Source organism: Pseudorhodoplanes sinuspersici, assembly GCF_002119765.1.
Taxonomy (GTDB): Bacteria; Pseudomonadota; Alphaproteobacteria; order Rhizobiales; family Xanthobacteraceae; genus Pseudorhodoplanes; species Pseudorhodoplanes sinuspersici.
Genome location: NZ_CP021112.1, coordinates 4,913,415 through 4,936,437, shown reverse-complemented (window position 1 = coordinate 4,936,437; position 23,023 = coordinate 4,913,415). Strand labels below are relative to the sequence as shown.

Annotated in this window: 18 protein-coding genes; 11 read left to right on the top strand and 7 right to left on the bottom strand. The window is 61.2% G+C overall.

From position 1 onward, the window contains the following. Positions 1–10: 10 nt before the first annotated feature. A complete protein-coding gene (locus CAK95_RS24015; RefSeq protein ID WP_086090208.1) occupies positions 11–988 on the bottom strand; it encodes a S41 family peptidase in 978 nt (325 codons plus the stop codon). Positions 989–1,051: 63 nt separating this feature from the next. Next, the gene (locus CAK95_RS24010) at positions 1,052–1,726 is read right to left on the bottom strand and encodes a L,D-transpeptidase (protein ID WP_086090207.1); all 675 of its coding nucleotides are present in this window, start codon (positions 1,724–1,726) and stop codon (positions 1,052–1,054) included. A gap of 126 nt (positions 1,727–1,852) precedes the next feature. Between CAK95_RS24010 and CAK95_RS24005 the strand changes: the two genes are divergently transcribed. Further along, positions 1,853–2,860, top strand: coding sequence for a LysR family transcriptional regulator (locus CAK95_RS24005; RefSeq protein ID WP_086090206.1), 1,008 nt, complete (start codon positions 1,853–1,855; stop codon positions 2,858–2,860). 23 nt (positions 2,861–2,883) lie between these two features. Here CAK95_RS24005 and CAK95_RS24000 read toward each other — a convergent pair whose 3' ends face one another. Further along, positions 2,884–3,735, bottom strand: a complete 852-nt coding sequence (locus tag CAK95_RS24000) for a fumarylacetoacetate hydrolase family protein (RefSeq protein WP_086090205.1) — start codon at positions 3,733–3,735, stop codon at positions 2,884–2,886. Between the two features lie 93 nt (positions 3,736–3,828). Then, the gene (locus CAK95_RS23995) at positions 3,829–4,830 is read right to left on the bottom strand and encodes a Bug family tripartite tricarboxylate transporter substrate binding protein (protein ID WP_086090204.1); all 1,002 of its coding nucleotides are present in this window, start codon (positions 4,828–4,830) and stop codon (positions 3,829–3,831) included. 164 nt (positions 4,831–4,994) lie between these two features. On the opposite strand from CAK95_RS23995, the gene CAK95_RS23990 reads away from it, so the two are divergent. Next, on the top strand, positions 4,995–5,696 hold the full coding sequence (locus CAK95_RS23990; protein ID WP_086090203.1) for a FadR/GntR family transcriptional regulator: 702 nt from the start codon (positions 4,995–4,997) through the stop codon (positions 5,694–5,696). A gap of 157 nt (positions 5,697–5,853) precedes the next feature. On the opposite strand, the gene CAK95_RS23985 is transcribed toward CAK95_RS23990, so the two are convergent. After that, entirely contained in the window at positions 5,854–6,288 is a 435-nt protein-coding gene (locus tag CAK95_RS23985; RefSeq protein ID WP_086090202.1) for a YciI family protein, read from the bottom strand. Between the two features lie 119 nt (positions 6,289–6,407). Continuing rightward, positions 6,408–7,190: an exodeoxyribonuclease III gene (xth, locus tag CAK95_RS23980; RefSeq protein ID WP_086090201.1), complete on the bottom strand. Its 783-nt coding sequence runs from the start codon at positions 7,188–7,190 to the stop codon at positions 6,408–6,410. Between the two features lie 208 nt (positions 7,191–7,398). Here xth and CAK95_RS23975 point away from each other — a divergent pair, with 208 nt between their 5' ends. The 4 genes from CAK95_RS23975 to CAK95_RS23960 all read left to right on the top strand — a co-directional run bounded on the left by CAK95_RS23975 (position 7,399) and on the right by CAK95_RS23960 (position 15,438). Further along, on the top strand, positions 7,399–8,526 hold the full coding sequence (locus CAK95_RS23975; protein ID WP_086090200.1) for an efflux RND transporter periplasmic adaptor subunit: 1,128 nt from the start codon (positions 7,399–7,401) through the stop codon (positions 8,524–8,526). Between the two features lies 1 nt (position 8,527). Then, positions 8,528–11,665, top strand: a complete 3,138-nt coding sequence (locus tag CAK95_RS23970; RefSeq protein ID WP_086090199.1) for an efflux RND transporter permease subunit — start codon at positions 8,528–8,530, stop codon at positions 11,663–11,665. Positions 11,666–11,936: 271 nt separating this feature from the next. Next, entirely contained in the window at positions 11,937–14,423 is a 2,487-nt protein-coding gene (locus CAK95_RS23965) for a calcium-binding protein (RefSeq protein WP_086090198.1), read from the top strand. A 52-nt stretch (positions 14,424–14,475) separates the two neighbouring features. Continuing rightward, the gene (locus CAK95_RS23960; RefSeq protein WP_086090197.1) at positions 14,476–15,438 is read left to right on the top strand and encodes a Bug family tripartite tricarboxylate transporter substrate binding protein; all 963 of its coding nucleotides are present in this window, start codon (positions 14,476–14,478) and stop codon (positions 15,436–15,438) included. A 192-nt stretch (positions 15,439–15,630) separates the two neighbouring features. On the opposite strand, the gene erpA is transcribed toward CAK95_RS23960, so the two are convergent. After that, the gene (gene erpA / locus CAK95_RS23955; protein WP_086090196.1) at positions 15,631–15,963 is read right to left on the bottom strand and encodes an iron-sulfur cluster insertion protein ErpA; all 333 of its coding nucleotides are present in this window, start codon (positions 15,961–15,963) and stop codon (positions 15,631–15,633) included. Positions 15,964–16,021: 58 nt separating this feature from the next. Between erpA and CAK95_RS23950 the strand changes: the two genes are divergently transcribed. The 5 genes from CAK95_RS23950 (at position 16,022) to CAK95_RS23930 (ending at position 22,816) form a co-directional block, all read left to right on the top strand. Continuing rightward, the gene (locus CAK95_RS23950) at positions 16,022–17,227 is read left to right on the top strand and encodes a deoxyguanosinetriphosphate triphosphohydrolase (protein WP_086090195.1); all 1,206 of its coding nucleotides are present in this window, start codon (positions 16,022–16,024) and stop codon (positions 17,225–17,227) included. Positions 17,228–17,286: 59 nt separating this feature from the next. Continuing rightward, positions 17,287–19,077, top strand: coding sequence for an arginine--tRNA ligase (gene argS, locus CAK95_RS23945; RefSeq protein WP_086090194.1), 1,791 nt, complete (start codon positions 17,287–17,289; stop codon positions 19,075–19,077). Positions 19,078–19,203: 126 nt separating this feature from the next. Continuing rightward, complete coding sequence (locus tag CAK95_RS23940; protein WP_157699723.1) at positions 19,204–20,922, top strand: SPOR domain-containing protein; 1,719 nt, start codon at positions 19,204–19,206, stop codon at positions 20,920–20,922. 47 nt (positions 20,923–20,969) lie between these two features. Continuing rightward, positions 20,970–21,998, top strand: a complete 1,029-nt coding sequence (gene nagZ, locus CAK95_RS23935) for a beta-N-acetylhexosaminidase (protein WP_086090192.1) — start codon at positions 20,970–20,972, stop codon at positions 21,996–21,998. Then, entirely contained in the window at positions 21,998–22,816 is an 819-nt protein-coding gene (locus tag CAK95_RS23930) for a segregation and condensation protein A (RefSeq protein WP_086090191.1), read from the top strand. The genes nagZ and CAK95_RS23930 overlap by 1 nt, the downstream gene beginning before the upstream one ends. Positions 22,817–23,023 lie beyond the last annotated feature (207 nt).

Genomic DNA, 23,023 nt, shown 5'->3' with positions numbered 1-23,023 from the left:
CTGGTCTTGATCAGCCTTTCGCCAGCGCCAGCGCGGTCGATTCCGCAACGTCTGGTGCAGCCTGGACATCAGGTAGAACACCGACGCCCTCCCAGTTGGTGTGCGTGATTGGATTCTCGGCCCGTCCCGTCGGGACGACAACGAAGAAATTGGAGCCCAAATCGGTCAATCCGCCTGGATTCGCTCCGCCACGCGTCTTGGCTCCGACGACCGTCGCGCGCTTCAGCGCCTGCAAATCATAGGCGAACTCTTCACCGGCCGAGTACGTCTTGGGTCCGACCAGCACATAGACGGGTTTGCCAAGATAGCGCAGGGGGGTCTGTGAACTCCAAAACGTCTCAGTCCTGTACGTGTCGGTCCCGCGATTGCGCCACACGAGGCTGTTGATGTGAACCGGCTTACCTGGATCAAGGAAGTAACTTACCAGATACGCGACAGAGGCCGGATGCCCGCCGCCGTTCGCCTGCATATCGATGATCAGCGCCTCGGTATCTGACAAACTGTGCATGGCTTCGTCAGCTGCCGGCTTGAAGACGTCCGGAGAAACGAACCGTACCAAGCGGATCAGCCCGATATTGCCATCAGCCCGCTTGACCTCAAAGCCCGCGCCCTGCGGCACGGCCGGCGGAGGCTGATTGGCAAACGGGGAGCCGAAAATCACCCGCATATGACTGTCTTTGGTGATGGCCCGAAGCTGGTCGGTCACCTGCCGCGCGAACTGAACTGGGTCGGTCACGCCGGCATAGGCGCTTTCCTTCAACGACTTCTCCAGCGCATCTGCGGCATGCGCTCCCTTGTCAGGGAACACATACCCTTCGCGTAATTCAACGACGATGCCGTTGATCGTCTTGCCAATCGTTGCCTGCGTCAGTGGCTCGATTTGCGCGGTGCCAGGTGTCGTATCGGCCCTTACCGTCGATGGCGCGGCCACGAGGACCGCAATCGTCGCGCTGACGGCGACCCGGAGCCGTATTTGAAGTTGCAGCAATTGATGCTCCTTTCGGTGGGCTCTCGCGGACCGATCTTCACTTTCAGCTTTAACTTTGCCGGGTTAACTTGTCGCAGCACTGCTTGTCGGCCGCACGACGACTTTCGTGTTGACCGGAACACGTCGGTAGAGGTCGATGATGTCCTGGTTGAGCAAGCGGACACAACCCGATGAAACCGTCGTGCCGATCGTCCATGGTTCATTCGTACCGTGCAGACGATACAGCGTGTCGCGACCGTCCCTGTAGAGATAGAGCGCACGCGCACCGAGCGGGTTGTCCGCGCCGCCTTCCAGACCGCCGGCATAGGGCCCGTATCGCTCCGGCTCACGCCGGATCATGTTCGGCGTCGGCGTCCAGCGCGGCCATTCGGCCTTGCGCGCGATGATCGCTTCGCCCTGAAAGTTGAAGCCTTCCTCCCGTCCAACGCCAACGCCGTAGCGAAGGGCGCGTCCGCGCGGCAGCACAAGATAAGCGTAGCGCTGGTTCGGATCGACCACGATGGTGCCTGGATGCTCTTGTGTCGCATAGGCGACCTCCTGTCGTAAAAAGACAGGATCGACACGCGACAAATCCACCGCCGGCACCGGAAAGGGTTCGGTATCGATGGCGGCATACATCGCGGCATATTGCGGAGATATGTACGGTCCAAGCGCGGCGATATCCGGCCGGACCGTCGTGCAGCCGGCCACACCCAAGAGCGGCGCGCCCAAAACCAAAGTTCGTCGTGTGATTCTCATGTGTCCTCGTCGCATTAGGTCTCGTCGCCTTGGATGATGGTGAAGTGATGTCCTGCACTGGGACGACATGACGGGTATCGTGTCCATATGTTATGAGGTAATTGAGATCATAACCGTGAGGTATGGATGGATCTGGCTCTCGCTTTGCGCGCATTCGTGCGCACCGTTGAACGCGGCTCCGTGACCGCCGCCGCGCGCGATCTGGCCGTCTCGCAGCCTGCGGTCACAAAGCATCTGAGAAATCTCGAACGCCATGTCGGCGCGCGATTGCTTGAACGGTCGTCGCGGGTTGTGCGTCCGACGGCGCATGGACGCACCCTCTATGAGGCGAGCCATTCGGCGCTGGCGACGATCGATGCAGCGCTGGAAGGGGTGCGGCGCGACATGGGAGCGGTCGAAGGTCCTTTGCGTGTCCACGCGCCGTCTTGTCTCGGCGCGAAACATCTGCACCGGATCGTCATGGCCTTTCAGGCCGAATATCCGGCGGTGGCCGTCGATCTGGTGCTTGAAAACCGCAATGTCGATCTGGTCTACGAGAGTTTTGATCTCGCCATCAAATACGGTCGTCCGGACGGGCAGGAACTGATCATCCGCCGCCTTGGATTGATCCGGCGCTTTCTGGTCGCATCGCCCGATTATCTGTCGCGCAACGGTCCGATCAATTCCTTTGAGCAACTATCCGCCGCGAAGATCGTCACAACGCATATGGTTATTTCGGCGCGCGATACCCTGGCGCTGCAGGGCAAGGGAGAAACGGCCGATGTCGCCGTTCGGCCGATCCTGCGGACGGACAACGCGCAGGTCATCGTCGATACGCTTCTCAGCGGACAGGCCGCCGGTCCGATCCAGCATCTGCTGGTAATCAAAGAACTGGCGGAGGGACGGCTGGTCCGTATCCTTCCCGATTATGAGATCAGGCCGACCGAAGCATTTCTCGCTTATCCGTCCGTGCGCTTCATGCGTCCCGTTGTCAGAGCTTTCACGGACTTCATGATTCCGCTGCTGCGAAGCGTCGAGGGGATCGACGTGTCCTACAATCGGGACGGTTCTTCGCAAGCTCAAGACGATGACCGCAACCAAGCCGGTGGCGAGGAGGCTCGTGAATCAGGTGACACCGTCCGCCGAGTCGCTTGAGTGGCGGACGGCATCGCGCCCGATCAGCGGAAGGTGTTGGTCAGGCTGCCAAGTCCTGTAATCGAAATCGTCACGACATCGCCGGCGCGCAGGAATTTCGGTGGATTGAAGCCGATGCCGACGCCGGCCGGCGTGCCGGTCGAGATGATGTCACCCGGCACGAGCGTCAGACCGGCTGAAATCGACGAGACGAGGGTCGGGATATCGAAGATCAGGTCGCGTGTATTGGCGTTCTGACGCAATTCATTGTTCACCCAGCATTTGACGTCGAGGTTTTCCGGCTCAAGTTCGTCGCCGGTGACGAGCCACGGACCCATCGGGCAGAACGTGTCCAGCGCCTTGCCGAGGAACCATTGCTTATGGTTGCGCTGGCGGTCGCGCGACGTCACGTCGTTGATGATCGTGTAGCCGAAGATGTGGTTGTAAGCCTGATCCTTCGGGATATCGCGCCCGGCTTTGCCGATGACAATGGCGAGTTCGGCTTCGTAATCGACGCTGTTAGTTGCCTGTGGATGCAGATCGACATCGGCGTCCGGGCCGATCACCGAGCTCGCCGGCTTCGTAAACACCGCCGGATATTCGTCGATCTCCGCGCCTTTGACCGCGCCGGCCTCAAAGCCGCTGTTGGAAAACTCCTTCGCATGTTCGCGGTAATTCTTGCCGACGCAGAAGATATTGCGTTCCGGTGACGGAATCGGAGCGAGCAGTTTCACTTGCGACAGTGCGATGGCCGGCCCGGATGGCTTGACTGTGGCCTTGCCCGAGATGATGTCGAGCACAGAAGATACATCTTCCACCGCGCGCAGCGTCGCCGTGCTTTCGTCGACGACGCCGACTTTGGTTTTTCCGTCCAGTAAAAAAGTCGCAAACTTCATGACGCTGTCGCGCTCCGATTCCGTTAGAAAAGTTAGAGCATGATGTTGTCCGAAAGCTTCACACTTTTCGGCATCGTGCTCTAGTTTGTTTGATTATTCGACTTTGCCAATTTTCTTGACCGCCGCGATCAGCCGCGCGCTGTCCGCTTCAAAGAAGCGCGTGAACTCGGCTTGATCCTGATAAGCGGGCGGGCTGCCGGCAGCTTCGAAGGTCTTGATCACTTCCGGTGACTTCATCGCCTGGCGCATGCCGTCGCGCAGCTTGGTCATCACGGCATCGGGGACGCCCTTCGGCGTGAACAGACCGGCCCAGATGTAGAATTCGACATCCGGATAGCCGAGCTCCTTGAATGTCGGCAGATCGGGGAAGCTCGGAATGCGCTCTGCGCCCCAATTCGCAAGAACGCGAAGCTTGCCATCGTCGACCTGCGCCTTGAGAACGCCGGGCGCCGACGCGAGCGCCTGAACCGTGCCCGACAACAGCGCGGTCAGCGCCGGCGCCGCACCGCGGAACGGCACGTGCAGCAGCTTGATGCCTGCGGCTGCGGCAAACATTTCCATCGCGATATGCAGTGTGCCGTACGGTCCCGACGATCCGTAGGGAATTTGGCCGGGCCGCGCCTTTGCATCCTCGACGAAATCCTTCAGCGTCTTCCAGGGCGCGGATGCCGGCACCGCCAGCAGCGTCGGGTCGGCAAGGATGCGGGCGACCGGCGTGAATTGCGACACTTCGTAGGCCGGCGTCCGTCCGAACAGGCGGTCGGCTTCCGGCAGCACGGCCAGCGACGACAATGTCACGAGCTGCGTGTAACCGTCCGGAGCCGCGCGCGCGACGGCCGCATTGCCGACAGCGCCACCGGCGCCGCCAGCGCGATTCTCAACAACAACGGGTCGGCCGAGAATTTTCTCCAGTGCCGCAGCAACCGGACGCGCAGCGAGATCGGCCTGTCCGCCCGCCGGGAATGGCACGACGAAGGTGATGTTTCGCTCCGGCCAGGTGCCTTGCGCATGCGCTCCGCTGACAAGTGCTGCAAGCGATCCTTGCGCCGCCAGCGGTAATGCCGCTGCGCGCATCAGAAAATCTCTGCGATCCATCTTGAAACCTCTCCCTTTCGTGATCCAATTGTAAACCAATTTTATTGGTTGGGCAGATCAGGACATCAGAGATGCCGTTCTGTCAACTCGTAAACGCAACAACTTGCCTCGAAAGACAGATGACGATAAATGGATCAAGATTGGTTCACGAAGCAGCGAGTGGCATGACAAGCCTCAACAACCGAGCGAAAGCGCGCCAGACCATGTCGGCGGCCCTTGCCTTCATCGAAGGTGAAATCAGCACGGGTGTGTGGAAGCCAGGCGAAAGGTTGCCGGCCGAGCGCGAGCTGGTCGAACGCTTTGGACTCGCGCGCAACACCTTGCGCAAAATTCTCGATCAGCTCGAAGCGAAAGGCGCGATCACGCGTCATGTCGGTCGCGGCACATTCGTTGCGGAGCCGGCAGCCGATCAGCAGTCTTCCGACGAACTGGTGAGGAAGATTCATCGCGCCAGTCCTGCGGAAGTGATGGACATCCGTCTGATGCTGGAGCCGCAAAGCTGCGAAATCGCTGCCGCCCGTGCGACCGCGACCGATCTTGCGGACATGGAGCGGTGCTTGCACGAATGCGAGATCGCAAAAGGCGTCGCCGCATTCGAGACATGGGATGGGCGCCTGCATCAGCGCATTGTCGCCGCGGCGCGCAATCAGCTCCTCGCTGACATCTATGACGCCATCAATGGCGTCCGTCGGACAGCGCAATGGGGAAAGCTGAAAGAGCGGAGCCTGACCGCGGAGCGACGAACGATTTATCAGCAACAGCATCGCCGCATCGTTAGCGCCTTGCGCGAGCGTGATGGCGAACGGGCGCGGGCCGAGATCCGCGATCATCTGCTGTCGGTGCGCGAAAGCCTGGGTGGTTTTTGAATAGACCGGCCAGCCCTAGAGCATGGTGCCGAAAAGTGCGAAGCGGTTTTCGGACGACATCATGCTCTAACGTATTAGAATCGATCACGTTTATGACTTTGGATCGATTCGATCCAAAGTCATCGTGATCTGATGGCTGGCCGGTTCGATCGTTGCGTTATGAAGAGCTTTGCTGGCTGGCGATCTTGTCGCGCAGCCGCTCTTCCTGTTCGGCAAGCTCTGGCGTGAACTCCGCGCCGAAATCGGCGGCCTCGAACACGGGCCGAATTTCGATTTCGCTGGGACCGGGCATCGGATTGGGGCAGCGCTTCACCCATTCGATGGCCTCGGCCATGTCCTTGACCTGCCAGATCCAGAAACCGCAGACCAGTTCCTTGGTCTCGGCGAATGGGCCATCGATCACGGTGCGGTTCGCACCGTTAAAAGCGATGCGCTTTCCCTGTGACGACGGCTTCAACCCGTCACCCGCCAGCATGATGCCGGCATTAACCAGCTCCTCGTTGAACTTGCCCATGGCCGTCAGGAGTTCGGTCGAGGGCATGAGGCCCGCTTCGCTGTCCTTCGTCGCCTTCACCAGAACCATTACGCGCATGTCTGTCTCCTCTGATCACGAAGGCCGCTCCGGCCTTCCTGCCCACACGACGAACGAGAGCCGGCGGAATCGACATCGCCCAAAACTTTTTTGAGCCAAAATTTTCTGTGGCGTCTGCGCTACACGTCGAGGTCGATCCAGACCGGGACGTGGTCGGACGGTTTTTCCCAGTTGCGCACATGCTTGTCGATGCCCGAGGCAGTGAGGCGGTCGGCCGCGCGAGGGGACAGCAGCAGGTGGTCGATGCGGATGCCGTTATTCTTCTGCCAGGCGCCGGCCTGGTAATCCCAGAAGGTATAAAGCCCGGCGGCGTCGCTCGACGCGCGGATTGCGTCGGTTAGTCCAAGATGGGTGAGGGCACGGAATTTCTCCCGCGTCGGCGGACGGAACAGCGCGTCCTCGATCCAGGCGGCGGGGTTATGAACGTCTTCGGCTGCCGGGATGACGTTGTAGTCCCCGGCCAATACCAGCTCTTCTTCGAGTTTAAGCCGCTCGCCTACATAGTCATGTAAACGATCCAACCATTTCATTTTGTAAGGGTATTTCTCGCTGGCGACTGGATTTCCGTTGGGCAGATAGATCGAGGCCACCCGCACCGTGCCGCCGGGATGAGACACCAAGGCTTCAAGAAACCGGGCGTGGTCGTCCTCGGGATCGCCGGGGAGGCCGGGCGTCACGTCCTCAAGCGGATGCCTGGAGAGGAGAGCGACGCCATTGAACGTCTTTTGGCCGTGAATGGCGAGGTTGTAGCCAAGCTCCTCCAGCGGGGCCCGCGGGAAGGCGTCATCGGTGATCTTGGTTTCCTGCAGGCAGACCACGTCCGGCTGCCGTTCCTTCAGCCAGGCGCACAGATTGTCCATGCGCTGACGGATCGAATTGATGTTCCAGGTGGCAATGCGCATCGGATTTCAGCTCTGGCGTCTCAATCGGGGCGGGATGGTTACATGGTTGTCCGGTGTTTACCGGATATCAGGGGAAAGGGTGCGGTTTTTGCATGAATATGGTACGATATTCACCATCACCGACAGATCGCCGGGGCCGAACGGCGGCGAGACGCGGGATCAATGGAAGGAAGCCCGCCGGTGATGCCGGTGTGGTCGAAAGCTGCAGATGAATAAAGGGAAATGGTTTGTCGCGTTGGCTGCGCTCGCTGCCGTCGGGGCGGGTGGGTATTATTCGCGGTCGGTTTGGAATCCGGAAAAAGCGGTCGCGCAGACAGCCGGTCCGCGGGTTGTCCCCGTTGACGTCGTCACGGCGCAAATGGGGAATGTCCCGGTTCGCCTTGAAGCTCTTGGCACCGTGACGCCGATCGCCAGCGTCGCCATCAAGGCCCGTCTTGAATCGATGATTACCGACGTGCATTTCCGCGACGGTGCACAGGTGAAAAAGGGGGATCTTCTCTTCACCCTCGATGGCCGTCAGATCGAAGCGGAGATCAAACGCGTCGAGGCCGTGATCGCGGGCGCCGTTGCCCAGCAGGAGCAGGCCGAGCGCGACGTGCAGCGATACAAGGAACTGGTCGCAAAGAACGCCACCACACTGGTCACGCTCAATAATGCGCAGACCGCGGTGAATATCGCGCACGCCACGGCGGAATCGAACCGGGCGACGCTGGAAAATCTAAAGGTTCAGCTGGATTACACGAAGATCCGCTCGCCGATTACCGGCCGGATCAGTGCAGCCAATGTGAAGGTCGGCAATTTCGTACGCCCGGCCGATACGACGCCGCTCGCGACGATCAATCAGATGGTGCCCGTCTATGTGACGTTTGGCGTGGCGCAGCGTTCGCTGCCCGATCTGCGCAAAGCGCTTGGCGCTGAAACGGCGACGGTCGAGGCGATTGCGCCAGGCGAGACGCGTGCGGCCCAAGGCCAGGTCACCATGATCGAAAACACGGTCGATCCGGCGACCGGTATGGTGCTGGTGCGTGCGACCATGGGTAACAAGGATGAACTTCTGTGGCCGGGCACGCTAGTGAATACCCAGGTGATCCTTCGCAATGAAAAGGCCGTGACGGTGCCCTCGCAGGTGGTGCAGGTCGGACAGGCCGGATCATACGTTTTTGTCGTCGAGAATGGCGTCGCGAAAGTGCGCAAGGTGACCGTCGATCGTACAATCGATATGCAAAGCGTGATTTCCAGCGGTCTTGAAGGGGGAGAGACGGTCGTGCGCGACGGGCAACTGCTGCTCGTCGATGGCACCCGGGTCACTCCGCGCCAGACCAAGCCCGGGGTCTGAGATGGGAATTTCCGAAGCCTGTATTCGTCGGCCGGTGATGACGACGCTGATCACAGCGTCGTTCATCGTTTTTGGCGCGTTCGCTTACAAGCTGCTGTCGGTATCGGCGCTGCCGCGCGTCGACTTCCCGACCATCGCCATCACCGCGACTTTGCCGGGGGCCAGCCCGGAGACCATGGCGGCCTCGATCGCCTCGCCGATCGAACGGCAGCTATCGACCATTGCCGGCATCTCGTCGATGTCGTCGTCCTCCTCGCTCGGCAGCACCCAGATCACCATCCAGTTCGATCTGAACCGTAATATCGATGCGGCTGCGCTCGACGTTCAGACCGCTTTGACCATCGCCCAGCGGCGTCTGCCGGTCGAGATGACCACACCGCCGAGCTTCCGCAAGGTCAATCCGTCCGACTTTCCAATCCTGTTCATCTCCGTTCGGTCCGGAACGCTGCCGCTCTCGACCGTGCATGAATACGCCGACACGCTCCTTGCGCAATCGATCTCGCAGATTCAGGGGGTCGCCCAGGTTCTGGTCTATGGCGCGCAGAAATTCGCCGTGCGCGTGCAGGTCGATCCCGAGGCGGCCGCCGCACGCGGCCTGTCGCTCGACGATATCCGCCAGTCGGTCGCCAAGGTGAACTCGTCCGTGCCGGTCGGCACTCTGGCAGGCCCTTCGCAGAACATCACCCTGCAGGCGCCGAGCCAGTTGAACAAGGCGGTGGACTACAAGGACGTTGTCGTGGCCTGGCGCAATGGCGTCCCGGTCAAGCTCAACGAAGTGGCGACCGTTTCAGACAGCGTCGAGAACAACAAGATCGCAAGCTGGTTCAACGATAGCCGCTCGGTCCTTCTCGCTATTCAGCGTCAGCCCGATGCCAATACTGTGGCTGTGGTCGACGCGATCAAGGCCAAGCTGCCGGCGCTCCAGGCCGGTATCCCGGCCTCGGTCGAGCTGCAAGTGCTGATGGACCGCTCGATCTCGGTCCGGCAGGCGGTGAGCGACGTCCAGCATCACATGATGATCGCGCTGGTGCTGGTGCTGCTGGTGATCTTCCTGTTCCTGCGCAAGCTGTCGGCGACCATCATTCCGGGGCTTGCCGTGCCGATCTCGATCATCGGCACTTTTGCCGTGATGTACGCGCTCGATTTCTCGATCAACAACATGACGCTGCTGGCCTTGACGCTGTGTATCGGCTTCGTGGTCGATGACGCCATCGTCATGCTGGAAAACATCGTCCGTCACATCGAGGGCGGCATGCGGCCGTTCGAAGCGGCGCTGAAAGGCTCGCGTGAAATCGGCTTCACCATCATCTCGATCACGTTGTCGCTGATCGCGGTGTTCATTCCGGTGCTGCTGATGGGCGGTATCGTCGGCCGGGTGTTCCGCGAATTTGCGGTGACGATCTCGATCGCCATCGTCATATCCGGGTTCGTATCGCTGACACTGACGCCGATGCTGTGCGCGCGCATGCTCAAGGGGCACGATCCGCACGAGCCCGAGAAGAGGCAGATTTTCATCCTTCGCTGGTTCGAAGCCATGTTCAATGGCTGGCTTCGTGCCTATGAATGGTCGCTGGACAAGGTCATCAAGTACAAACCGATCACGCTGCTGATCACGATCGCGACGGTGGGCGGGACGATATGGCTCTTTCTCATTATACCGAAAGGCTTTTTTCCGACGGAGGATACCGGGTTCATCAGCGTCACGACCGAAGCTGCGACTGACACGTCGTTCGACGCGATGGTCGCGCGTCAGGCGCAGGTTGCCAATATCATCCGGCAGGACAAGGCGGTGGAATACATCAATTCGACCGTTGGCTCGGGCGGTCCGAACACCACCACCAATTACGCCCGCATGTTCCTGGTGCTGACGCCGAAGGACAAGCGCGAGCCGGTGGGCGCGGTGATCGCCCGTCTGCGCCGGGCCACGGCCAGCGTGCCGGGCATGAAGACCTTCTTCGTCCCGATCCAGAATATCAATATCGGCGGCCGCGTCTCCAAGGCCGAATACCAATACACACTCCAAAGCGGCGATACCGACACGCTCTACAAGGTTGCGCCGGAATTGCGGGATAAGCTCTCCACATTGCCGCAACTGCGCGATGTGGACAGCGATCTCTATATCCGCAATCCGCAGATGCTGGTCGACGTCGATCGCGAAAAGGCCGCCGTCTACGGCGTCACCGTCGATCAGGTGCGTCAGGAATTGTACAACGCCTATGGTTCGCGCCAGGTCGCGACGATCTACACGCCCTCGAACGACTATCAGGTCATTCTCGAAACGCTGCCGAAGTTCCAGGAAGATCCGGCCTATCTGTCGAAGCTTCGCCTGAAGACCGCGAGCGGGCAGGTCGTGCCGCTGGACGCGGTGGCCAAACTGGTCCCGACCGTCGGGCCGCTCCAGGTCAATCACCAGGGGCAGCAGCCATCGGTGACGATCACCTTCAACACCGCGCCCGGTTATTCGGTTGGTCAGGCAACCGAGGCGATCGAGCGGGTCGAGCGCGAGTTCAATCTTCCGGCAACGATCGTCACCGGATTCCAGGGCACCGCGCAGGTGTTCCAGGACGCGCAGCGGGGGCAATTGTTGCTGATCCTGGCCGCGATCTTCGCTGCCTATGTCGTGCTTGGCATCCTGTATGAAAGCTTCATCCATCCGATCACGATCATTTCCGGTCTGCCCTCGGCCGGTATTGGTGCGATCCTGACGCTCATGCTGTTCGGCATGGACCTGTCGGTGATCGCCATCATCGGTATCGTCATGTTGGTCGGCATCGTGAAGAAGAACGCGATCATGATGATCGACTTTGCGATCGATCGCCGCAGAGTCGGCCTGTCGGCGGAAGCTGCAATCCGCGAAGCAGCGATGCTGCGGTTCCGTCCGATCATGATGACGACCTTCGCGGCGATCTTCGGGGCGCTGCCGATTGCGCTCGGCGCTGGCGCCGGTGCAGAACTGCGCCAGCCGCTCGGCATCGCCGTGGTCGGCGGATTATGCGTGTCGCAATTGCTGACGCTCTACATCACGCCGGTGATTTACATCTATCTCGATCGTTTCGACCGGATGCTGAAGCGTCGTCTCGAGCCGCAGCTCGAAGAAGTTTCCGAAACGGAACGCCCGCATGTCGTGGCCGCAGAGTAATGCGAAACTTCGCTGCCTGACAGAAATACGCGGTTGCGGATATTTTTTATCGATCGTTGCAAGCGATCGATAATGAAATCGTGTATAGATAGCCGTGTAATGCGTTCGACCGGGCCTATGCTGATCGAACGGTAATCGGTTTCCTGCGCGAGCGGATTCTGGCTTAATCCCCTTTCTCATCGCAACCGCCTGCATTCCCGGGCTCGATCTTGGAGCGCGGCGGTCCTTTGCGTGATCTCCGGCCTGTGGCGTTCCGTTGATAGGAGGCCTCATGCTACCCGTCATTCAACTCAGCTCTGGTGCGACCGAGGCGGATATCGTCAACGCGCTTGGCACACTCACCGGCGGTGGAACAGTCATTCTGCCGCCGGGCGAGACAATCGCGATCAGTTCCGGCTTGAATATCGATGTGGCGCGTCGCGACATCACGCTCGATCTGAACGGTGGAACGCTGCAGCAGGCGGCCAATGTATCGGTGATCACCGGACGCGCCGTGCATACGCCGATGGAACAGGTGGGGCTGTCGCAGAACGCGGCGGGTCACACGACCGTCACCTATTCCAGTTTGCCGGCCAGCGTTGTGCCCGGAACCTGGTTGAAGGTTGTGGCCGACGACATCCTGCCCGGCGATCGTATCGACAGCGGGGCGACGCGCATGGGGCAAGCGCTGCAGGTCGCGGCCGTCAATGGCGACACGGTGACGCTGGCTGGCACGCTGATCGATCAATCGAATTATCGCACCAATGTCCGCGCCACCGAATATGTCAGCGGTGAGCTTGTCGTCAAAAACGGCGAAATCGTTGGCAACCAGAGCGTTGCGAACGGCGCTTTTCCGCTCGTTCAATTGCGCGGCCTGATCGATCCGAGCGTCGAAGATGTTTCCCTCCGTGATGGCGTCGGCAAGGGCATCAGCGTTGTCGACAGCGCCAACGCGTCGGTCACAGACGTTACCGTCAAGAATATGAACAACGGTGCCGGCTCGCTTGGCATCGCTGTCCACTCGCTCAGTTCCACCGGGACGACAGTGGCTGGGCTTTACGCCGAGAATGTCATCCATGCGACCGATGCGAATGCGATCGGCAATGCGGCGAACTCCCCGTCGGCGGTCTATTATGGCGGCGACATCGGCCTGAATGTCCACGATTCCGTCGCCTATGCGACGCGGGATTTCGCCTGGACCTGGCATTCGGAAGTGGTGAATGCCAGCTACGACAATGTACTGGCGATGGACAGCTACGGCTTTCTCAATGCGCGCGGTATCGGTAACGAGATCACCAATAGCGGCGGCGTCAATAACCAGCGTGGCATCATTCTGTACGAATGGGGCGAAGGCGACGCGCGCGAGATCACCATCGATACCGTGACGCTGAAGGAAACGCTTTATTATTCGACCGCCGCCATTAACCAGCCTCGTGATAACCGCATCATCGATTCCTGGTTTGAATCCTATGGCTACCCGACGCCGCTAGATCCGGCTTATGCGACGACGACGGGCACGACCTATATCCGGATTGATCCCGCCAACGAGAATGATGTCATCACCGGCTCCACAGGCAGCGATCTTTTGCTCGGCGGCAAGGGCGACGATCTGATCTCCGGCAATGATGGCGACGATTATATCTGGGGCGGAGCCGGAACAGACACGCTGTTCGGCGGCCTCGGACGCGATCGCTTTGCATTTCATGACCCGAGCGAAGCCGGCGATGTCATTGGCGATTTCCAGGCGGGACTGACGGGTGATCAGATCGATCTGTCGGTGATGCGGGCACGGCTGAACTGGGAGGCGGGCGATCCGATTGCGAACGGATATCTACGCTGGGTGCAGTCCGGCAGCGATGTTCTGGTCCAGATCAATGCGGACGGTACCGGAAGTGATTTCGCGACGCTGGCGACGCTCACGGGTGTCAACGCGTCGTCGCTCAGTTCGGCGAATGTCATCACCACGACGCAAGGCGGTCCCGACAACGTGATTGTGGGCACCCCCGGAAACGATCTGCTGAATGGCGACGACAGCGACAATGTCATCGATGGCGGGGCAGGGAACGATCGCATCTACGGCCTTGGCGGACACGACTGGCTCATTGGCGGGGATGGCGATGACAGTCTCTATGGCGGCGATGGTAACGACGTTCTGGATGGCGGTGCGGGCGCCGATGTGCTGAGCGGCAGCAGCGGCTATGACACCGTCATCTATACCACTGCCACGGAAGCCGTGATTGCAGACCTCATCGACCACACGAACAATGCTGGTGGCGCCGCGGGCGATCGCTTTAGTTCAATCGAGAATCTGACCGGTAGCGCCTTCGATGATGTTTTACGGGGCAGCAGTTTCCACAATGTGCTGGAGGGCGGTGCCGGTAATGATCAATTGCTCGGAATGGCCGGCAACGACACGATCCGCGGCGGAGACGGCAACGACTTCATCGATGGCGGTGCCGGCAACGACATACTCACGGGCGGTGCTGGCGCCGACAACTTCTTTTTTGCTTCACTCGCGGAAGCCGGCGACACAATCATCGATTTCGCCGCCGATGACGTCATTGCGCTTTCGGGGGCGGGGTTCGGTGTCGCGGATCTGGAGGATATTGAGTTTCTCATCGACGGAACGCCAACGGGACAGGCGCCAGCCCTCCTTTATAATGCGACCACGGGCTGGCTGACCTGGGACGCTGATGGCGCTGGCAGCGGCAGGCCTGTGGCATTGGCCATGCTGGATCATGCGCCCGAACTCACGCTGAATGACTTCCTGATTACCTGAAGCTGCGGCACGGTTCTTGCTGGCATTTCTCCGATCTTTTCGGAGTAATGCCATGCGCCGCCATTCATTCATCGCCCTGTTTGCTCTTTTGGCACTAACGCCTTGCGCGTTCGCCGATACCTGGCCGGCCAAGCCGATCAGAGCGGTCGTGCCGTTCGGAGCGGGATCGGCGACCGACATTATTCCGCGCATGGTTTTTGAGCAGCTTCAGACCCAGCTTGGGCAACCGATCGTGGTCGAAAACCGCGGCGGAGCAGGGGGCACCATCGGCGCGCTGCAGGTGGTGAAATCCGATCCCGACGCCTATACTTGGCTCGTGCATTCGTCGGCGCATACGGTGGCGCCCGCTCTTTATCCCAATCTGCAATTCAAGGCCGAAAGCGATCTCGTGCCGATGGCGATGATCGGCAGCGTGCCGAACGTGCTGATCATCTCGCCGGAGAAGGGCATCAAGACGATTCAGGAATTCGTCGCATTCGGCAAAGCCAATCCGGGAAAACTCAACTTCGCTTCGCTCGGCGTCGGCTCGGCGGTGCATATGAGCGCCGAGCGTTTCCGCGTCGCTGCCGGCTATGATGCCGTGCATATCCCGTTCAAGGGCGGCGCCGAAGCGTTGAGCGAGGTCATCGCCGGTCGCGTCGATTATTATTTCTGCCCGATTGCGACGGCCCTGCCGCATATCCAGGCCGGCAGATTGCTGGCGCTGGCTGTCAGTTCGAAGACACGGGCGGCGCAACTCCCCAACGTTCCGACGACACTCGAAGCGGGCTTTCCCGATTCCGATTACACGCTTTGGGTCGGCATTCTCGGGCCGGTCGGCACGCCCAAGCCGGTGATCGAGAAGCTGAATGTTGAAATGAAGAAGGCGTTCGAAACGCCAGCCTTGAAAGAGAAGCTCGACAAGATCGGCGTGCAGGCGATGCCGATGTCGGCCGAGGAGTTCGGCGGCTTGATCAAGGCCGAGTTCAAGACCTACGGCGATTTCGTAAAGAAGACCGGGCTGAAGACGAATTGAGCTTTCCGCCCTCATCCTGAGGAGGCGACGAAGTCGCCGTCTCGAAGGACGAGGGCGGCCCCATCCGCCAATCTCGGGTTTACCCGAGATTGGATTCAAATATGCGCAGTCAGCCAAGCCTGACTTGCGATGACGCGTTGCTTTGCAACGCTCCTCAGGATGAGGCCGAATGAGGGCCCTTCAAATAGTAGATTAAAGCGAAAAGCTCGTCCCGCAGCCGCAGGAGGACTTGGCGTTCGGGTTGTTGATCTTGAACGCCGAGCCGATCAGATCATCGACGAAGTCGATCTCTGAGCCGGCGAGGAAGCCGACGGAAATCGGATCAATCAGCACGGTCGCATTGCCGCGTTCCAGCACCAGATCGTCCTCTGCGCGGTCGCGCTCGACGTCGAACTTGTACTGAAAACCGGAACAGCCGCCGCCCTCGACGCTGACGCGCAGCATCGCGCCGGCAGGCTCGTTCTGCAGGATGGCGGCAATCTTTTTCGCCGCACGATCGGAAACGGTGACGTTGCCAATGGTCATGCCTATTAGTTAGGTGCGCCGCCCGGTTCCGTCAATTCTACACAAACCTCGAAAATCGATGGCCATCCAGTCCGCCCCCCGCGCTGTTTACGCATCCGACCCGGCCTTGAGCCGGGGGCGGCTGATCCGCGAACCGGCCAGTCCCAGCCGCAACGACTTTCGCCGCGATTGCGACCGCATCATTCATTCGACCGCCTTCCGGCGCCTGAAGCATAAAACCCAGGTTTTCGTCTTCCATGAGGGCGATCATTACCGCACCCGGCTGACGCACACTTTGGAAGTGCAACAGATTGCCCGTTCGCTGGCGCGGGTGCTCGGCCTCGATGAGGACCTCGCCGAAGGGCTGGCCCTGGCGCATGATCTTGGCCATCCACCCTTCGGTCATATCGGCGAGACCGCCCTCAACGATGCCATGAAGGCCTGGGGCGGTTTCGATCACAACGCGCAGGCGTTGCGAATCGTGACCTCGCTGGAGCGCCGCTATGCCGATTTCGACGGTCTCAATCTGACCTGGGAGATGCTGGAAGGGCTGGTGAAGCATAACGGGCCGCTGACCGACCGCGCCGGCCATGCCATCGACCGGTACCGCGATAGCGGTGTGCCGCGTGCGATCCGCGACTATCAGCAGGAGCAGGATCTGCAGCTGTGGAGTTTTGCCAGCGCCGAAGCCCAGGTCGCCGCCATTGCCGATGACATCGCCTATGATGCACACGACATCGACGACGGCTTGCGCGCCGGCTTGTTTGCCATTTCGGATCTCGAGGACGTTCCGTTCGCCGGCGGTATCGTGCGCGACATCGGCCGCCGCTATCCGGCGCTCGATCCGGTCCGTGTGGCGCATGAACTGATGCGCCGGCTGATCACCTGGATGATCGAGGATGTCGCCGCCGAATCGCAGCGGCGTTTGCAGGCATTGGCGCCGACGAGCGCCGATGACATCCGGCTGGCATCGGGGCCTGTCATTGCCTTTTCGGCTGCGATGGCGGAAGCCGAGAAGGGTATCAAGGGTTTCCTCTTTCCGCACATGTATCGCCACGACCGCGTCATGCATGTCATGAATGACGCAGCCGGCGTGGTCCGCGATCTGTTCGGTCATTACATCGCGCATCCACAGGACATGCCCGACGAGTGGCACGAGGATCTGCCGTCCGGCGATGCCGAGACACTAACTCTTCGGGTTGGCGATTTCATTGCCGGCATGACCGACCGCTTCGCGCTGGCCGAGCATGCGCGTTTCTTTGACTCGACACCCGAATTGCGTTAGGCCGCGCGTCTGCCCCGACCGTACCAATATTGCGAAAATAGCAGCAAAGACAGCCGCTTATGGCGACCGAAACTCAATACGACAATCTGTTTGCCGAGATGCTCCGCCGCGTCATCGCGGCGAACGAAGCGCTCATCGCATCGGGATTTCTGCCGGCCGGGCTGAACCTGTCGCGCATCACCGTCGAGCCGCCCAAGGATGCGAGCCATGGCGATATGGCGACCAATGCGGCGATGGTGCTGGCCAAGGATGCCGGCAAGAAGCCGCGCGAGCTCGCTGAAGCGCTGGCGGAGAAACTACGCGCCGATCCGCTGATCGAGGGTGTCGACATCGCTGGCCCCGGCTTCATCAATATGACGCTGAAGGCGTCCGCCTGGCTCGGCGCGTTGCGCGCCGCCATCGTCGCCGGTGCAGATTACGGCCGCAGCCCGATCGGAGAAGGCGCCAAGGTCAACGTGGAATACGTGTCGGCCAATCCGACCGGTCCGATGCATGTCGGCCATTGCCGTGGCGCCGTGTTCGGCGACGCGCTGGCGAGCCTGTTGGCGTTTGCCGGATACGATGTGACGCGCGAATATTACATCAACGATGCCGGCGCGCAGGTCGATGTGCTCGCGCGCTCGGCGTTCCTGCGCTATCGCGAAGCGCTCGGCGAAACCATCGGTGAGATTCCGGAGGGCCTCTATCCGGGCGACTATCTGAAGCCGGTCGGCGTTGCACTGGCCGACAAGTATGGCCGCGATCTACTTGCAAAGCCGGAAAGCGATTGGCTGCCGGTCGTACGCAAGACCGCCATCGACATGATGATGGCGATGATCCGCGACGATCTCGCAGCCCTCAATGTGAAGCACGACGTGTTCTTTTCCGAGCGCTCGCTGATCGAGGGCAAGGATCAGGTCGGCGAGACCATCGACACATTGCGCAAGGAGGGCGAAGTCTATGAAGGCCGCCTGCCGCCGCCGAAGGGCGCGCCGGTCGATGATTACGAAGACCGCGAGCAGACGCTGTTCCGCTCCACCGATTTCGGCGACGACGTCGATCGCCCGCTGAAGAAGTCGGATGGCAGCTACACCTATTTCGCCTCCGACATCGCCTATCACAAATCGAAATTCGATCGCGGCTTCCACGACATGATCGACGTGTGGGGCGCCGATCACGGCGGCTATATCAAGCGCATGCAGGCGGCGGTGAAGGCCGTCAGCAAGAACGAGGCCGCGCTCGATGTGAAGATCGTGCAGCTCGTGAAGCTGTTGCGCGCCGGCGAGCCGGTAAAGATGTCGAAGCGCTCCGGCGACTTCGTGACCCTGCGCGAGGTGGTGGACGAGGTCGGGTCAGACGCCGTCCGCTTCATGATGCTCTACCGCAAGAACGACGCGGTCCTGGACTTCGACCTCGCCAAGGTGATCGAGCAGTCACGCGACAATGCGGTCTTCTACGTGCAATATGGTCATGCCCGCGGCTATTCGATCTTTCGCATGGCGCGGGAGGCTTTTCCAAACCTGCCCGAGACCGACCAGACGCGGGTCGCGCTTCTGTCCGAAGCGGCGCTGGACCGGCTGACCGACCCGGCCGAAAAAGCCATCATCCGCAAGGTCGCGCTCTATCCGCGCCTCCTCGAAACCGCGGCTTTGGCGCACGAGCCCCATCGAATCGCCTTTTACCTGTACGATCTGGCCAGCGAGTTCCATGCCCATTGGACGCAGGGAAAAGGTGCGCCTCATTTACGCTTCATTATCCAGAATGATGAACTACTAACCGTGGCGCGCTTGGCATTGGTCCAAGCCGTCGTCACAGTATTCGCCTCAGGCTTGGGACTGCTTGGAGTGGGGGCGCCTGAGGAAATGCGGTGATTGCGCGTTGAACGCGGCGGTTCGCGGGTTTTGCCACGAGGGGTTCCGGCATGCCTTTGCGTCATGTGTATGGGAGCGGCCGGTGGCCGCGCGAACCGACCCAGATCGAAGAAGGTCGCAGTCAGAATGGCGGACGATAATCGTAACCGGGGCCTTCGCCCCAACGATCCGTATGGTCGTGCCCGGCCGGCGGCAGCTCAGCCGGCGGGCGATCCCCTCGCCGAACTTGCCCGCCTGATCGGGCAGCAGAACGAGGCGATGCCGCCCCAGCGTCCAAGCCAGAGCCCAAGCAAAAGTCCAAGTCAGAGCAGTGTCCGTATTCCCCACAGCGCGCCGCGCGCTCCGGCGCAGAAGGCTGCGCCTGAGGTTCAAGCACCGCCGCAGGACAGTTACGGCTCCGATCCATATGGATCGCCAGCCGGTCATTCGGATCCATACGACAACGCGCAGAGCTCATACGGCCAGAACGCCTACGGCGAACCGCAATACGATCCGCGCTATGACGCCCACGCGCAATACAGCGATCCGAGCTACAACGACCCGAATTACGGTCATTACGTGCAGCCGCAGGGCGACTCGCCGTACGGCGACAGCCATTATCAAGATCCGCGTTATCAGGACCCGCGTTACGACGATCCGCGCTACGCGGGCTATGATCCCAATGCAGGCTATGCCGGGCAGGGCTATGCAGACTCGCATGCCGCGCCATACGGCTACGCCCAAAATCCGGGCCAATATGATCAGGGCCAATACGCCGATCAGGCCGGCTATTCGCAATATGCCGACGGTTCGCAATATGCCGACGGCCAGCAGGGCTATTCCGATCAATATTACAATCAGGCCGGATATGCGCAGCCCGGCTACGGGCAACAGGCTTACGGACAATCGCCTTACGGCCAGATGCCGCAGGCCGTGACGCGGCCGATCGGCGAGGAGCCGGCGGGGCGGCGGGGCGGTCTTGTCACCGTGCTCGCGGTCCTGGCCCTTGCCGTTGTCGGCACCGCGACGGCTTTTGGCTATCGCGCGATGTTCGGCAATTCCGGCGCGGCCGTTCCGCCGCCGGTGATCGAGGCTGACAACAATCCCTCGAAGATCGTTCCAGCCGCCGATCCGAATGCCAAACCGATCCAGGATCGTGTTGGTGCTGCAGGCGAGAAGCTCGTGCCGCGTGAGGAAAAGCCGCTTGAAATGCGCGATCCGGCGCAGGCGGGCACACCTCGCATGGTCTTTCCTGGTCTGGCAGGACAGGGACAGCCTGCTGCCAATATTGCGCCGGGAGGCGTCGCCGGCGTTCCCGCTCAGACTGAGCCGAAGCGGATCCGCACAGTCACGATCAAACCGGATCAGGGCAGCGATGCGCCGGCGCCAACCGCCCGTCCGGCGCAGGCCAGGACCGCGTCGGCGGCGCCAACGAGCGTGGACGACATCCTCAATAACCCCTCAGCGAATGCACCATTGGCCTTGTCGCCAACCGACCAGCCGCAGGCGGCCCCGCCGCTGCCCACTGCCCAGCCTCAGCGCCAGGCGGCCCGCACGCCCGCAGCGGGCTCGCCGTTCCCGGCGCCGCTCACAACTGGAACCAGTGGCGGTGCTGCGGCGGGAGCCTATGCCGTCCAGGTGACCTCGCAGCGGACGCAATCCGACGCCCAGGCATCGTACCGGGCCTTGCAGCAGCAATTCCCCTCGGTGCTGGGGAACCACCAGCCGGTGATCCGTCGCGCCGATCTCGGGGTTAAGGGAACTTATTATCGTGCCCAGATCCCGTTCGGCACCCAGGCGGAGGCCAGCCAGTTCTGCGGCAGCCTGAAAGCTGCCGGCGGCCAGTGCGTCGTCCAGAGGAATTAAGCGCCCGTGGCTTGACCCCCGACTCGGCGAGGGGCTAAGCCGCGCCGATGACGGTGCGCGCATTCATCTGCGGACTTTCCGGCCAGACCCTCACCGCCGATGAGGCGGCTTTTCTGCGCGAGGCGGCTCCATGGGGCCTGATCCTATTCAAGCGCAACGTCGGCAATCCGACACAAGTGGCTGCGCTAACGAGGGAATTCCGGAACACCGTTGGCTGGGAGGCACCCGTTCTGGTGGATCAGGAGGGGGGGCGGGTGCAACGGCTGGGGCCACCCCATTGGCCGGCTTACCCGCCCGGCAATGCCTATGCTGCCGCCTATGAGGCTGATTCCGCCCGCGGTCTCGCCGCGGCGCGCCTCGGCGGCAGGCTGATAGGCGAAGATTTGCGGGCCGTTGGGATCGATGTGGACTGTATCCCGGTCGCGGACGTGCCGGTCGTTGGCGCTGATGCCGTCATCGGCGACCGGGCCTTCGGCATCACGCCGGAGCAGGTGGCGGCCCTCGCCGGGGCCGTGGCCGACGGTTTGATGGCTGCGGGCGTATTACCTGTGCTTAAGCATCTGCCCGGCCATGGTCGTGCCACAGCGGATAGCCATCTGAAGCTTCCGGTTGTCGATACGGATCGCGCGACGCTGGAGGCGACCGACTTTGCGGCCTTCCGGCCGCTGTCAAATCTGCCGCTCGGCATGACCGCACATGTTGTGTTTAGCGCGATCGACGCCACCGCGCCGGCCACCACATCGGCGATAATGATCCGCGAGGTGATTCGCGGATTGATCGGATTTTCGGGTTTGCTGATGAGTGATGACGTTTCGATGGGAGCCTTGTCCGGCACGATTGCCGAGCGCAGCAAAGCTGCGATCGCGGCCGGCTGCGATCTCGTGCTCCATTGCAACGGCGATCTCGCCGAGATGCGGGAGGTTGCCGGTGCGGTTCCGGTGCTCGCCGGCGAGGCGCTGGTCCGTGCCGATCGCGCGCTGGCGTTGCGGCGCGGGCAGGGTGGCTTCGATGTCGCATCCGCGCGCACGCAATTCGCAAACCTGTTGAGTGGCTCAGGCGCAGGAGCTTTGGCCTGATGACGGCTGAAATCATTCCCTTCGATGCAGAGACAGCCGAACGCGCCAGCGACGAGCCGGCGCTGGTTGTCGATGTCGAAGGCTTCGAGGGGCCGCTCGATTTGCTGCTGACATTGTCGCGTCAGCAGAAGGTCGATCTGTCGAAGATTTCGATCCTGGCGCTGGCCGATCAGTATCTTGCCTATATCGAGGCGGCGCGTTCGTTGCGGTTGGAACTCGCCGCCGATTATCTCGTCATGGCAGCTTGGCTCGCCTATCTGAAATCGCGTCTGTTGCTGCCCGATCAGAACGAGCCGGAAGGCCAGAGCGCCGAGGACATGGCGAGCGCGTTGGCCTTCCGCCTGAAGCGCTTGGAAGCGTTCCGCGAAGTTGCCCAGAAGCTGATGGAGATGCCGCAGCTTGAGCGCGACGTGTTCAGCCGCGGCAATCCCGAGCCGATCAACGACATCAAGCATCCGCAATGGACTGCGACGCTGTACGACCTGCTCTCGGCCTATGCGGTGCAGCGTCAGAAGAGTGCGATGAGCCATGTGCGCTTCAAGCAGCGCCAGGTCTGGTCGCTCGCCGAAGCGCGTCAGCAAATCGAAAAGCTGATCGGCGCGACCGACGACTGGAACCGGCTCGATCAATATCTCATCTCCTATCTGGTTGAGCCGTCGATGATCGCGACGGTGACCGCATCGAGCTTCGCATCGGCGTTGGAGATGGTGCGCGAAGGCAAGATCGAGGTGCAGCAGCATGCGGCCTTCGCGCCGCTTTATTTGCGCAAGCGTCAGGGGCCGCCGATGCCGCACGCCGCTTCACCGGCAGCGCAATAGCTGCGGCTGAGGGCGAAACGTGCGTTGTCGGATGGTGTGATGCGTGGTGGTTTGAGAGTTGATTGCGATGCGATGCCGGATCGCTGGATCGGAACAGCATCGTGACCTTTGAGGAGGCTGAAAGGATGCCAAGCTTGGCCCGCAAACGGATAGAGGACGAGCAGGACATTGTGGACTCGCAGCCGGTGACCGAGCTGCGACCGGTGA